At 54.9% G+C, this 12,830-nt stretch carries 14 protein-coding genes; 9 read left to right on the top strand and 5 right to left on the bottom strand.

Annotated elements, in window-relative coordinates:
- Positions 1–80: 80 nt before the first annotated feature.
- The 5 genes from JCM25354_RS21530 to JCM25354_RS01400 all read right to left on the bottom strand — a co-directional run bounded on the left by JCM25354_RS21530 (position 81) and on the right by JCM25354_RS01400 (position 4,653).
- A complete protein-coding gene (locus JCM25354_RS21530; RefSeq protein ID WP_199899885.1) occupies positions 81–1,010 on the bottom strand; it encodes a response regulator in 930 nt (309 codons plus the stop codon).
- A complete protein-coding gene (locus tag JCM25354_RS21525; RefSeq protein WP_199899884.1) occupies positions 956–2,227 on the bottom strand; it encodes a GAF domain-containing protein in 1,272 nt (423 codons plus the stop codon). The genes JCM25354_RS21530 and JCM25354_RS21525 overlap by 55 nt, the downstream gene beginning before the upstream one ends.
- On the bottom strand, positions 2,224–2,625 hold the full coding sequence (locus JCM25354_RS22885; protein ID WP_199899883.1) for a hypothetical protein: 402 nt from the start codon (positions 2,623–2,625) through the stop codon (positions 2,224–2,226). The genes JCM25354_RS21525 and JCM25354_RS22885 overlap by 4 nt, the downstream gene beginning before the upstream one ends.
- Positions 2,618–3,163 carry a biliverdin-producing heme oxygenase gene (locus JCM25354_RS19650; protein ID WP_148301343.1) on the bottom strand — a complete coding sequence of 182 codons (546 nt, stop codon included), beginning with the start codon at positions 3,161–3,163 and terminating at the stop codon, positions 2,618–2,620. Before JCM25354_RS19650 ends, JCM25354_RS22885 begins: the two co-directional genes overlap by 8 nt.
- A 500-nt stretch (positions 3,164–3,663) precedes the next feature.
- Positions 3,664–4,653: a 3-hydroxyacyl-CoA dehydrogenase family protein gene (locus tag JCM25354_RS01400; protein WP_025884686.1), complete on the bottom strand. Its 990-nt coding sequence runs from the start codon at positions 4,651–4,653 to the stop codon at positions 3,664–3,666.
- Between the two features lie 147 nt (positions 4,654–4,800).
- Here JCM25354_RS01400 and JCM25354_RS01395 point away from each other — a divergent pair, with 147 nt between their 5' ends.
- The 9 genes from JCM25354_RS01395 (at position 4,801) to JCM25354_RS19640 (ending at position 12,784) form a co-directional block, all read left to right on the top strand.
- A complete protein-coding gene (locus JCM25354_RS01395) occupies positions 4,801–5,769 on the top strand; it encodes a LysR family transcriptional regulator (RefSeq protein WP_025884685.1) in 969 nt (322 codons plus the stop codon).
- Positions 5,770–5,824: 55 nt separating this feature from the next.
- Positions 5,825–6,778: a LysR family transcriptional regulator gene (locus JCM25354_RS01390; protein ID WP_025884684.1), complete on the top strand. Its 954-nt coding sequence runs from the start codon at positions 5,825–5,827 to the stop codon at positions 6,776–6,778.
- A 68-nt stretch (positions 6,779–6,846) separates the two neighbouring features.
- Positions 6,847–7,833 (top strand): D-erythronate dehydrogenase, encoded by a 987-nt coding sequence (denD, locus tag JCM25354_RS01385; RefSeq protein ID WP_025884683.1) that lies wholly within the window; start codon positions 6,847–6,849, stop codon positions 7,831–7,833.
- 78 nt (positions 7,834–7,911) lie between these two features.
- Complete coding sequence (locus tag JCM25354_RS01380) at positions 7,912–9,261, top strand: MFS transporter (RefSeq protein ID WP_025884682.1); 1,350 nt, start codon at positions 7,912–7,914, stop codon at positions 9,259–9,261.
- A 42-nt stretch (positions 9,262–9,303) separates the two neighbouring features.
- On the top strand, positions 9,304–10,230 hold the full coding sequence (locus JCM25354_RS01375) for a sugar phosphate isomerase/epimerase family protein (RefSeq protein WP_025884681.1): 927 nt from the start codon (positions 9,304–9,306) through the stop codon (positions 10,228–10,230).
- Positions 10,231–10,303: 73 nt separating this feature from the next.
- Positions 10,304–10,819, top strand: a complete 516-nt coding sequence (locus JCM25354_RS22880) for an MFS transporter (protein ID WP_199899882.1) — start codon at positions 10,304–10,306, stop codon at positions 10,817–10,819.
- Positions 10,820–10,824: 5 nt separating this feature from the next.
- A complete protein-coding gene (locus tag JCM25354_RS22875; protein WP_199899881.1) occupies positions 10,825–11,589 on the top strand; it encodes an MFS transporter in 765 nt (254 codons plus the stop codon).
- A gap of 18 nt (positions 11,590–11,607) precedes the next feature.
- Complete coding sequence (locus tag JCM25354_RS19645; protein ID WP_051537155.1) at positions 11,608–12,258, top strand: alpha-hydroxy-acid oxidizing protein; 651 nt, start codon at positions 11,608–11,610, stop codon at positions 12,256–12,258.
- Positions 12,230–12,784: an alpha-hydroxy acid oxidase gene (locus tag JCM25354_RS19640; RefSeq protein ID WP_084294590.1), complete on the top strand. Its 555-nt coding sequence runs from the start codon at positions 12,230–12,232 to the stop codon at positions 12,782–12,784. Before JCM25354_RS19645 ends, JCM25354_RS19640 begins: the two co-directional genes overlap by 29 nt.
- The last annotated feature ends 46 nt before the right edge of the window (positions 12,785–12,830 follow it).

Genomic DNA, 12,830 nt, shown 5'->3' with positions numbered 1-12,830 from the left:
TGAAAATAGCCGTTTCGCAACGCTCAGCCGTTTTCAGACGGCTGCCTCGTGAAGTGCGAAAAGACGACCCGTAGTGCTTTTCAGCTTGGAAGCATCTTGAGGAGTTCCTGAACCACATTTGTAATGGAATATGGCTTGCGCAGTACTGGTACGTCCTGGAATTCCTGCGGAATCATGGTGCGATCGGCATAGCCTGTCGCAAACAGGAAGGGGATACCCCTCTTGCGCAAAAGAGTGGCCACTTCCTGTGAGCTTTCCTTGCCCAGATTGAAATCAAGAAGAGCCACATCGGGACTGCGTTCACGAATAGCCTGCACCGCCTCATAGACTGACGAAACGGTACGAATATGACGCACACCATACGCCTCAAGTGCCTGTTCGGTCTCCATGGCAATAAGAAGCTGGTCTTCGACGAGCAGGACATAGGAGGCGTGGAGAAGTTCTGTCTGGGCAGCTGTCGCTGCAGGCGCCTCCTCTGACACAGGCTCTGCCTCCTCTTCGGAGACCAGAAAAGCATGCCTTTCAGGGAAGGTCAGACGAATGAACAACCCTTCCGGGCGGAATTCGCGGATTGACGTCCCGCCCAGCTCATGGGGTATCGCCCGTTCGAGCAATACCGAACCAAACCCATTTCCCTTGGGAGGCTTGACAGGCGGGCCACCTGTCTCTGTCCATTCCAGCACCCAGTTTTCCTGCGCCTCGTCCAGAAACCACCTTACGGACAAGGTTCCGGCAGGTAATGACAGGGCACCATATTTGGCAGCGTTGGTCGCCAGCTCGTGCAATGTCAGCGCCGCAACCGAAAGTGCCGGCCCTGAAAGCCAGAGATTGGCGCCTTCAAGCACTACCGCAGAAGGCTGATGCCGATAGGGTTCGAGCTCAGCCTCGAGAAGAGTACGAAGCAGGCCACCGCCATCGCTTCGGGCCACCTGATCATGAGCACTGGCAAGTGCCTTTATCCGCCCGCGCAGGACCTCGACATAGTCCTCGATCGTCCGGTCCCGATCCACAGGCGCCCGATCAGTGACTGCACTACAGCCAGGATATTCTTGACGCGGTGATTAAGCTCTTCATTGAGCATACGCTGACGCAGATCAGCATCAGCACGTTCCGAAAGCTGCTGCTGATGGTAAACACCCATAACCTCGATCAGCGCAGAACGAAGCTGAGCAGCAGCCTCGATATCGAAACTCGACCATGGCAGGCATCGCTCATGCACCTGCTCTTTCCAGATAGCAAAGCTCTGGCGTGGCGTCAGGCGTGGGCCATGGGGACCATGTTCATAAGTCTTTTGCGGATCGCCTCCCCAATTGATGGTCTGAACAATTTCACGACGGAAAAGGAAGACATAATTCTGGGGTTGAGGAGAGATCGGTATGATCAGCACACCCGCCACATGGGCCGTATGCGCTGCAATCCATGGATGATCTTCAACAAGGTGGTCAGACTGCCAGATCTGTGTCCCGGCCTTTTTCAAAGCCAGCTCGACAAACTGATCCTGCACGTCTTTCGGAGCCGAGATACCGTGACCTGTCCATTCGTTATCGATCCATATCGCGATACCGTCGGACTGGATCAAAGGCGCCAGCCTGCTGATCTGCCCCCGCAGATAGGCAGGCATATCCGACACAGAGGCGGCGTTACGCAGTACACTCTCGATAAGTCCATGTGTGCGTTCGGCCACCTGCAATCGCGTCGTCTTGAGAATGACAATGATCTGAAGGGCAAAGAACTCCGAGAACATCTGCACCACGGCACGTTCTGCGATTGGCAGAATGCGCGGAGAATAATGATGACAGGCGATCATGCCCCACAATGCACCATCAATGACGATCGAAATCGACATGGAGGCCCGCACACCCATATTGGTCAGATATTCGCAATGGATGGGCGATACGCTGCGTAATTGCCCAAGAGACATGTCCAGAGCGGAAAGCCCTTCAGTCTCAACCATCGGGACAGGCGTGTACCCGACATCACCAATCATGCGTATGGGTGAGCGCCGATAAAGTTCACGTGCCTGAGCCGGTATATCCGCACTAGGAAAATGCTGCCCGAGAAAACTCTCCAGAGAGAGGGCACGCGCTTCGGAAACCACCTTGCCCGACCAGTCATCAGCAAAGCGATAGACCATGACCCGATCATAATCGAGCAGACCACGCATCAGCATGGTCACGACATCGAAAAGTCGTGTGATATCGGTTGTCTTGCGTACCCTGTCCATCATCCATGGAGCTGGGTCAGAAACTTGGTAGCACGAGGCGTCGGAGAAGCAGGTTCGCATTCAATGACAACCTCGCCATTGACGATATGGACAGCAAGATCGAATTGCCTGTTTCCACTCAGAAGCTGATTGAGCAGAAAAACAGGACGACGCTGCGTCACACTCAAGGTGAGTCCGTTGCGGATGTCATGTATGATATCTGCGCCGAAAAGCTCAATGAGATTGCTGCCCAGCGTCAGACCCTCCTGCCCCAGCATATCGGGTGCATTGGCAGAATGACGCAGAACAACAAAATCGCTTACCGAGCAGGTTACGAGGCAGCCATGCGGCTGGATGCTACCGGGTAAGTGGATCGGTTCACGATCGCAACTCGTCAGATCAACCTGACCAAACTCAGCCATGAACTTCATCCCCTGCGCGATCCACAAGGATCATGGCGTTATATGCAAACCCGAAGAGAGAAGACGCAGCCCGCCCCGCCTCTTCGGCTTCGAAAACCGGCGCATCTTCCAACAAGTCAAGAAACGCGCGCCAATTCCCGGGGGTTCCGGTCTGGACCGCCAGATGGCTCGCTCCATGTGCCTCAGTAAACCCAAGCAAGGCAGCGCGCTTGGCAATCAGACGCGCACCCAGGGCAGACCCTTCGAGCGTATAGAGCATACCCAGAAGCGCTGACTCCGTATCGGGAGGTGCTATTGCAGACATGAACAGAGGGGCCAGTTTCAGAGTGGCAAGATCCTTTTCCAAGGCAACGCGCGTTGAGACCGGGCGCCATCCCTTCAACCATGATGGAAAAAATGCCGCATCAGTCGCACTCTCGGCCGCCAGACGAAACGCCGCCATACCTCGCAGGTACCGCCTGTAATCACGGCTTGTCTCAAGAGCGCCAATCAGGGTGTCAAGCTCCTCATGCGCCCTGTGAACACGCGATCGCAGCACCTGCCGTCGGGTTGTCTGGTCAGTCAGCACAGCAATCCGGGGAGACGCTTCCGTCCAGACATGGGCAATCAGTCCTGTTCCACAACTGTGAATGTTGTTTTATCTAAATCAAACTGGACAGAGATGTAAACATCAAGATTTTACCAATCGTTAAATGATAAAGTCATAAAATCAATTAATGTATTGAAAATATTCTTACATGTATAAAACCGTATATAATCAAAATCCCCCATTAATAGTTCCAGGCATCGATACCACTCTCGGAAACGACAGATCGCATATGCTTTCATTCTATTACGATATCGTAATCTGCACATTTTACTTTGACATCACTGACTGTTCACATCTGGCAGAAGAATTATGAAGAAATCTTTCTACTTGTCCCATCGCGGCAGCCTCGGCCAGCACGCGATGAACAGAAGAGATAGTGTGAAAGGAAACACCTAAAGAAGACTTTTTTTCACGCCGGATAATGACGCCCGGGAACCGGGAAATTCCTTTCATTTCCCGGTTTTGCGCTTCTTCTTCTCAAGGGGAGAAGGTCCGAGCTCACGAAGCAGTTCAGCCATCTTGGCATAGGCCCTGTTTCTGTAGGCAACGAGTTCTTCTGCCTCTTCCCGGCTATAGCTGCCATAATAACCGGCGCCATTCTTGACGCCATGCTTTCCTTCACTGACAAGGCGCTTGACAGTTTCAGGACAGGACAGACGCGCACCAAATGCATTCTCGGCAGTAACAAACCCGTTCACATAAACATCCAGCCCTGCCATATCCGCAATCGCAAATGGCCCGAAAAAGGGCAGACGAAAGCCGAATGTGGACCGTACAATCGTATCCACGTCTTCCGGCGTAGCAATACCTTCCTCAATGATCGTATTCGCTTCCTTGAACAGCACATATTGCAGCCTGTTCAAAACGAAAGTCGGACGATCAGCCACCTCTGCCGATTGCCGGTTCACCCGCGCCAGCATTTCCCTGACCGTTGTCACCACTTCGGGCTTCGTGGCAGTCCCCGAAACGAGTTCGACACCCGGAATAAAAGGTGCCGGATTGCTGAAATGCACCGTCAGAAAACGTTCCTGGCCACTTACCATGGGCGCGAGAACATGCACCGGTATGGTCGACGTATTCGTACCAATAATGGCATCGGGACGTGCGGCAGCACTGATACGCCCGAGAACCTCTTTTTTGACATCCTCACGCTCGAATACAGCCTCTTCGATGAAATCGACATCGCGCACCGCGTCCTCGATAGAGGACGCGGTGGTAAGATTGCTCATGATGCGCTCATGGCTGCCCGGTACGATCAATCCCTGATCCTCGAACGCACGGGCTTCTGCAAGAAGGCGTTCGAGCGCACGCTGTGTCGCTTCAGGCGAGACATCAGCAAGCGTCACACGCATCCCTGCAGCTGCCAGGCTCTGTGCGATACCACCGCCCATATACCCGGCACCGATGATTGCTGCACTTCTGATGATCTGAACCGTCATGTCGCCCTACCTTCACAATCATTTTGATGGACGCTGAAAACGGAGTGTTCCAGCGATGATCCGGGCGAAACAAATAGTCATTCGATCAGAGGGACGTCCAATAGTCGTATCCACCCGATACATAACCATTTGACTATGAAATCACCTATGTCGCATTCGCATCTCGGCCCCTACTGGTTCATCGCTTCGCGACTCAAGCTGAGACACCTGCAGCTTCTCTCCGCTTTTTCACGTCACGCGACACTGCAAGCCGCAGCCGAGAGCCTTGGTATGGCGCAGCCAGCTGCCTCAAAACTCATCGGCGATCTCGAGGAATTGATGAAAATCCGCCTCTTCCGTCTGGAAGGAAGACGCATGATTCCTACTTTCGCCGGGGATGTACTGACACGCCATGCTGTAGCCATGCTGGATGAGCTGGAGCGGACCCGTGTTGAACTCAATGCGCTTGTCGACGGCCACATCGGCCATGTTTCTATCGGGGCAATTGACGGACCCGTCATACAATCTCTCGTGGACATGCTGCGCGTCGCGCAGGAGACATACCCGGAGATCGAACTCGAAATACGCAGCGGACCCAGCGATACCCTGTTCCGGATGCTGAGCGACGGGCAGATCGATATCATGCTCGGCAGACGCCCTGTCATGCCCTCAGCCTATCCTGTACAATATGAGGAAATCGCTGCAGAGCGCCTGGTGATTGCATCCCGTCCTGATCATCCGCTTCTCGCCAGAAGTCCCGTGTCGCTCGAGGCCCTTGCCTCCTGTTCCTGGATCCTCCAGCGCCGTGGCAGCCGATCGCGCCAGAGGTTCGAGGAGATGCTTCTGGAGCGGGAGCTTTCTCTCCCCGTGCGCATTGTCTCTTCGGATTCTTGGATGATGACCCTGACATACATCACCCGCACTGATGCGCTTACCATTCTTTCTGCACCGGCAGCACAGTTGCAGGCCGATATCGGCCAGATCGCCATAATGCCGATCGATTTCACCTTCGACGTAGCCCCCTGGGGAATCATGATTTCGAAAGAGCGGCCGTTTACCCCTGCCGCCATTACCGTTCTCTCCCTGCTCAGATCAGCCCTGGGTCAGGAAAACAGAGCTGAACCAATGGAGATCTGAGCCGTCTCCCCCGCTCCCTGATGCCTGCAACGCGCTCTTTTCCGGATCAGACCCCATGACGGCCCATTCGCTCATCAATCGCCTCAAACTCAGACATCTCCGTCTGATACTGGAACTGGAGAACACCAATAACCTGCATCGTGCCGCGGCAAGGATGAATCTCTCTCAGCCTTCAGTCTCCAAACTACTGCAGGAGGTGGAGCATGCGCTCAATACACGCCTGTTCGAACGTTCTTCACAGGGCGTCTTTCCGACACCCAGCGGTGTTCTGGCCGCACGACACGCAAGACTGATGCTCAATGATATCGATCGTTTGCAGCTCGATATGAATGCGATGCAGCAAGGAACATACGGCACAGTGCGTGTGGGCTCGATCGTCGCAGCCCTGCCCGACCTTGTTTCACCTGTATTCGCTGAAATCGCCCAGTCCCAGCCGGGTATCAGTCTTTCACTTTCCGTCGATACAAGCGATGCCCTGCTTCTGGGCATGGAGAGCGGCAGGCTTGATTTCGTCATCGGGCGCCCACTCGGTCTCCATGGCCCGACATCGCTTGATTGCCGGGATCTGGCAAAGGAGCCACTCTGTGTTGTGACAAGCTGCAACAACCCTCTCAATGATCCGGGAACCCTCACACTCGAAGACGTTGCAAGGGAACGCTGGATTCTCCAAACCGCACCCAGCCCCATGAGACGTGCGATCGAAGCCGCCTTCACAACGGCTCTTCTTCCTCTTCCTGCACACCCTATCGAAGCATCATCCATGTTTGCGACGATCGATCTTCTCCTGCATTCCACTCTGCTTGCAGTCGTTCCATGCAGTGTCAGCAAACATTACGAACGCGCCGGTATGATCCGCCGCCTTTCGGTATCAATGCCCGATTTTCTGGGCGCATACTCGCTGATCAGTCAGACAGAACGCCCGCTGACCCCGGCAGCATTACTGGTCTTCAACGCAATTGCAGCACTGGCGATCAAGAATGCTGATCGCCCCTTTCCATCTTGCGTCTAGCGCCTGATTAACTTTCAGATAGGTTTTGTTCATCTGGACTCGGGTCTCCCGACAGGAAAGGTGACAAAATGCATATCCTCGTCATTGGTGCCGCAGGAATGATCGGACGCAAATTCGCCGAGAGTCTGGTCAAAAAACCACTCTCTGCTGATCATGCTTCCCTCCGACTGACCCTGGCCGATGTCATCGCCCCGGATACGCCTGCGGGTTTTACTGGTCACTGTGAAACCCTGACCTGCGATCTGACCCAGCATGGCGCCGCAGAGCGCCTGCTCAATGGCCGACCGGATATCATCTATCATCTTGCCGCAATCGTTTCCGGCGAAGCCGAAGCTGACTTCACGAAAGGCTACGCAGTCAATCTTGATGGTACACGCGCGCTTTTCGAAACGATCCGACAGGTCAATGACCGTGAAGGATGGAAGCCGCGCGTTGTTTTTGCTTCCTCAAATGCTGTTTTCGGAGGCGATTTTCCCGATATCATTTCCGACGACTACATCCTGACACCCCAGACAAGCTACGGCACCCAGAAGGCTATTTGTGAACTGCTTCTCGCCGATTATCGTCGTCGCAACATTTTCGACGGAATTGGTCTGCGCCTGCCCACGATCTGTGTACGTCCCGGCAAGCCCAATCGCGCCGCTTCCGGCTTTTTCTCGGGCATTATCCGTGAGCCTCTTGTCGGGCAGGAAGCCATTCTGCCTGTGCCGGATACCACACGTCACTGGATGACGAGTCCTCGCTCGGCTGTTCAGTTTCTGCGCCATGCCGCTACCCTCGATCTCTCTTTACTGGGCGAACGCCCCAATCTTTCCATGCCCGCACTTTCGATCACCGTAGGCGAGCAGATTGCCGCTCTGCGTCGCATTGCAGGCGACAAGGCTGTGGCATTGATCAGGAGAGCACCGGACGAGGCCATTGCACGCATTGTCGCAGGCTGGGCGCGCGGCTTCGATCCACAACGGGCGCTGGCGCTCGGGTTCAAGACCGAGCAGAGCTTCGACGAGATCATACAGGCCCATATCGACGATGAACTGGGCGGGCGAATTGCCTGAAATCACTCTTTCCTTCTCAGCCTGACCACATCCGCACCCCGTATCAACAATTCAGAGTGCGATGAGGAGCCGAGCCTCATGACCAATGATCCACCAGCCAGACCCGCTGCCACAGAGACTCCCGACACCAGTGCCGGGACCCTGAGAGAAAGCGCTACGGGGAAGGCTTTTGCCAAGCTGCTGCCTTTCCTCATCCTCATGTATATTGTCGCTTTCCTCGACCGATCGAATATCGGTTCTGCCAAGCAGGCACTCCATACTGATGTCGGTGTATCTGACGCCATGTTCGCATTTGGCGCCGGCGTATTTTTCGTGGGGTATGCGCTCTTCGAAATTCCGAGCAATCTCATTCTTTATCGCGTAGGCGCCAAACGCTGGATGGCGCGGATCATGGTGACCTGGGGACTTGTCTCCGCTGCCATGATGTTCACACAGGGTAATCTGTCTTTCATTATCCTGCGTACATTACTGGGTATTGCCGAAGCCGGTTTCTTCCCCGGCATCATGCTCTATCTCACCTTCTGGTTTCCTCAGAAAGAACGTACCAGAGTTCTCGGCGTGTTCTATTTCGGTTATCCGCTCGCCATGACTTTTGGCAATCCGCTCTCGGGCGCATTGTTCAATCTGGACGGAATTCTGGGCCTTGCCGGCTGGCAATGGATGTTCCTGATCGAAGGTGGACTGGCGGTTGTTCTGGGTGTCGCCACATGGTTCATATTACCGGACAGACCCCAGGATGTTGACTGGCTCTCCCCTCAGGAAAAAAGCACTCTGGGCGACATTCTGCGTCGCGAGGCCGAGAGCAAGGAAGGGGCAGGTCATGAACGCGTCAGAATAGGCGCCCTGCTCCAGTCCACCAAGCTGCTCCAGTTCCTCGCCCTTTATATGGTCATGCAGATCGCGAGCTATGGCGTGGTCTTCTATCTGCCGGAACAGGTCTCCACAATCCTGCATGAAAAGATCGGTCTTCGCGTGGGTGTCGTAAGCGGTATACCCTGGGCTTTTGCCATTCTCTCGACATTTGTCATCACCCGTCTTGTGCAGAAGCACGATGCCCCAAGAATGGGTCTGCTCGTCTGTCTCGGCGCAGCAGCCATCGGACTGGTAATCTCCAGTGCTGATTCAGGAATTGTCGCCATCATCGGCCTGTGCGTCGCAGCGGCAGGTGTCGTGACGGTCCAGGCCGTATTCTGGAATTTTCCTCTTGCCCATTTCACAGGGGTTCAGGCTGCCGGCGCGATAGCCCTGATCAACGCTCTCGGCAATCTTGGCGGTTTTGCCGCTCCCAATATCCGCAGCTTTGCCTCCCATATCTGGGAGAGCCCTGCGGCCGGACTCTACGCGGTCGCTCTTTCCGGGCTGATCGGGCTGAGTATCGCGGCTTTCCTGCCACGCACCAGTCAGCAGAGTCATCATCCTGCCCGATGAGTTCAGGCCTTCAATTCACGCAAACTGGAAAGGACTTAACCCATGTCATCCTCTTTCAACCGCACCAACTGGCCCATTGCCGCTGCAATGATCCAATACGCCAATATCCTGCCGGACGGCTCAAGCGTGCAGGATCAGAAACCGGAAGAATGGGCCGCAACCCTTTCCGAAGTCACGGATGCCGGTTTCACTGAAATAGATCCCACCGATTCATGGATCAGGCTCGCTGATCTGTCCTTGCCGCGCCAGCAGCTCTTTGCCGATCTTGTGAAAGAAGCCGGACTGACCATACCCGGACTCTCTACGGCACGTCGTTCCATCATCGACCCCGAACAGGCCGACGAGAATCTCGCCTACAGCCATCGCGTGATCGATACTGCGGCGCGACTGGGTATCAAGGAGGTCTCGTTTGGCCTCTTTTATCCCCTGACTCCCGCCCAGAAAGCCGCATTATGGTTCTGGACAGCGCAGGGTACGGTCAACCCGGACGACAGGGAAACATGGACGAAAGCTGTCAGCCGTATCAGGGAACTGGCCCGTCACGCCCAGGAAGTCGGTATCGGACTGTCTCTGGAAATGTACGAGGATACCTATCTCGGCACGGCAGACAGCGCGGTACGGTTTGTGCAGGATGTCGATTACCCGAATGTCGGAATCAATGCCGATCTTGGCAATCTGGTGCGCTTGCATCGACCGGTGGAACATTGGGCTTCCATGATGCAGAAAGTCGCGCCTTTTGCCCGCTACTGGCACGTCAAGAACTACTACCGCACAGAAGATGCGACATCAGGCATGGTTGTCACAGCCCCGGCACCGCTGGAATTTGGTGTGATCAGCTACCGCGCTGCCATCAAGATGGCGTTGGCCCATGGCTTCAGAAGTGCTTTTCTTGTCGAACATTACGGTGGCGATGGTCTGAGCGTAAGTGCCACCAATCGCAATTATCTGCGTCGTATCCTGCCGAAATAGACATCATTTCCTGCACCGGCAGCCTGCCGGTGCAGAAAGGTGTTCCGCGATCTCCAATAACAGGAGAGAGATCATGCCCCGACTGCGCTGGCTGATGATCATCCTCTGCTTTGCTGCAACCACCATCAATTACATAGACCGTGCGACCATCGCCATAGCGGCACCATTCATGGCGAAAGAACTCAATATCGATCCGGCTATTCTGGGGATAATCCTGGGCGGGTTCTTCTGGACCTATGCTTTCATGCAACTGCCTTTTGGCATGATCGTGGATCGCTTCGGAGTGCGCTCAACCTATGCCGTTGCGGTCATCTGGTGGTCGGTCTGTACCGCATTGACTTCTGTTGTACGCGGCCCACTGAGCATACTGGGCCTGCGCCTTGCTCTCGGTATTGGTGAAGCGGGCAGTTATCCGTCCAATACCAAAGTGGCGTCACTGTGGTTTCCCAAAACAGAGCGTGGTCTTGCTGCAGGGATTTTCGATAGCGGCGCACGGGCGGGTGCTGCGGTCTCACTCCCACTGGTTGCTCTTCTGATTGCCTGGCTCGGCTGGCGCCTTGCCTTTGTCGCGACAGGCGGTCTTGGCTGATCTGGATGATCGTCTGGCTGGCCCTTTATCATGATCCTGATCGTCATCCGGGTGTTTCCGCTGATGAACTGGAGACACTTCGTGCGGCACAACCACCGGCCATGAAATCCCCGCCAGGCGCTTGGCGACTCTTGCTCAGACACCGGACAGTCTGGGGCATGATGCTCGGGTTTTTCTGCTCGAATTTCGTCTTCTATTTCTACGCCACCTGGTTTCCGAGCTATCTGGTGACAACACACGGCTTTTCCCTCAAGGATCTGGGGCTGATCGGCATGATCCCCGGCCTGGCTGCCATCCCGGCTGCCTGGCTTGGAGGCTGGAGTTCAGATGCTTTGCACCGGCATGGCTGGAGCCTGACGGCAGCACGCAAGACCTGCCTCGTCGGCGGACTGGTTCTATCGTCGGTCATTGCCCTTTCTGCCTTTGTCACCCAGACATGGCTCTGTATCGCCCTGCTCTCCCTCTCTTTCGGTGGCATTGCCTTCACGGGAGCCAATATCTGGTCTTTACCCGCCGACATTGCCCCCAATGCGGATCTTGTTGCGACACTGGGCGGGATGCAGAACAGCGCAGCCAATATCGCTGGCATCGTGATCGCCAGCTTCACCGGGCTCATGGTGAGTCTTACGCATGGCTCCTTCATGATCCCTCTTTGCGCTACGGGCGCCTTCGGGCTGCTTGGTGCCCTTTCCTATCTCTTTATCGTGGGGTCAATCGCGCCCTTACCCCTCGATACAAACACCCGACAGACAACGTTGACGGGCAGTTGAGCTGCAAGGATCTGAGGCATGACCGGTATATCCATCAAATCTCTCAAGCAGGTTTTGAATCTCGATGACTTCGAGATGCTGGCACGCAGACATCTTCCCAAGGCCATATACGGGTATGTGCAGGGTGGAGCCGATGATGGTACCTGCCTGATCCATAACCGCGATGCACTTGCGCACATACGTCTTGTCCCGCGCGTACTTCGAGATGTATCAGCCTGCACACAAGGCGTAACGCTTTTTGGCCAGCACTATGCCAGCCCTTTCATGATTGCCCCGATGGGAGCTTCTGCCATTGTCGGCCATGACGCGGATAACGCGATGGCAAAAGCCGCAAGGGTGGCAAATATCCCCTATATTCTGAGTGCCAATGCCATCACCCCGATCGAGGAAATCGGACGCAGTTATCCTGGAAGCTGGTTTGCCGGGTACCAGAAGCCTGATGAGAACAATATAGACCGCATGCTCAAGCGTGTAGCCGATGCAGGTTTTACTGCCTATTTCCTGACTGCTGATGTCGCCGTAGGTCGAATAGGGAAAATAATATGCGAAATGGCTATACTATGCCGTTTCGACCAACGACACGACTGGCTCTCGATATGGCGCGCATCCTTCCTGGCTTTACCGTACAGGCTGGCGCACCCTGCTGCAGCGTGGCGTACCAAAAATTAGCAATATTGATCCGGTTCAACGTCCGTCGATTTTCTCACGGGAAATCACAGCAGTTACAGGATATGCAAGCTTCAGTTGGAAACATGCCGAGATGATAAGACGTCTCTGGAAAGGCGCTTTCATCATAAAGGGCATTCTCTCCCCTGAAGATGCCAGACTCGCGCGTGAAATAGGGGCTGAAGGTGTAGTCGTTTCCAATCACGGTGGTCGCCAGCTTGATTGCGCGGTTTCCCCTGTAGAGGTTCTGGAAGCGGTCAAAGCTCAAAGTAACGATATGACGGTACTCGTGGACAGCGGCTTTCGTCGTGGTACGGATATCGTCAAAGGTCTTGCTCTCGGGGCCGATGCAGTCATAATCGGACGCCCCTTTCTCTATGCCGCCGCTGTGGGAGGACAGGCTGGAATCAAACATGCAATCAGGGTGCTTCAAAGAGAGCTGCATATCGATATGTCGCTGCTCGGCGTAAATTCCTGTCGCGCCCTCAGAGAGGTTGAACGCATGCAACGCCACTCTGGAACTGCCTGAGATCGGAAAGGATATTTACGGGAAATACCCATACAGCCATGGCGCG

Origin of the sequence: Asaia prunellae JCM 25354 (genome assembly GCF_000613885.1) — a bacterium.
Lineage (GTDB): Bacteria > Pseudomonadota > Alphaproteobacteria > Acetobacterales > Acetobacteraceae > Asaia > Asaia prunellae.
Note: the sequence above shows the minus strand (reverse complement) of the source record. Positions and strands in the feature narration are given on the sequence as shown.

Coding starts and splice junctions, on each gene's coding strand:
- JCM25354_RS21525 (WP_199899884.1), bottom strand. CDS start 2,227: ATGATGGACAGGGTACGCAAGACAACCGATATCACACGACTTTTCGAT.
- JCM25354_RS22885 (WP_199899883.1), bottom strand. CDS start 2,625: ATGGCTGAGTTTGGTCAGGTTGATCTGACGAGTTGCGATCGTGAACCG.
- JCM25354_RS01400 (WP_025884686.1), bottom strand. CDS start 4,653: ATGACGGTTCAGATCATCAGAAGTGCAGCAATCATCGGTGCCGGGTAT.
- JCM25354_RS01395 (WP_025884685.1), top strand. CDS start 4,801: ATGTCGCATTCGCATCTCGGCCCCTACTGGTTCATCGCTTCGCGACTC.
- JCM25354_RS01390 (WP_025884684.1), top strand. CDS start 5,825: ATGACGGCCCATTCGCTCATCAATCGCCTCAAACTCAGACATCTCCGT.
- denD (WP_025884683.1), top strand. CDS start 6,847: ATGCATATCCTCGTCATTGGTGCCGCAGGAATGATCGGACGCAAATTC.
- JCM25354_RS01380 (WP_025884682.1), top strand. CDS start 7,912: ATGACCAATGATCCACCAGCCAGACCCGCTGCCACAGAGACTCCCGAC.
- JCM25354_RS01375 (WP_025884681.1), top strand. CDS start 9,304: ATGTCATCCTCTTTCAACCGCACCAACTGGCCCATTGCCGCTGCAATG.
- JCM25354_RS22880 (WP_199899882.1), top strand. CDS start 10,304: ATGCCCCGACTGCGCTGGCTGATGATCATCCTCTGCTTTGCTGCAACC.
- JCM25354_RS22875 (WP_199899881.1), top strand. CDS start 10,825: ATGATCGTCTGGCTGGCCCTTTATCATGATCCTGATCGTCATCCGGGT.
- JCM25354_RS19645 (WP_051537155.1), top strand. CDS start 11,608: ATGACCGGTATATCCATCAAATCTCTCAAGCAGGTTTTGAATCTCGAT.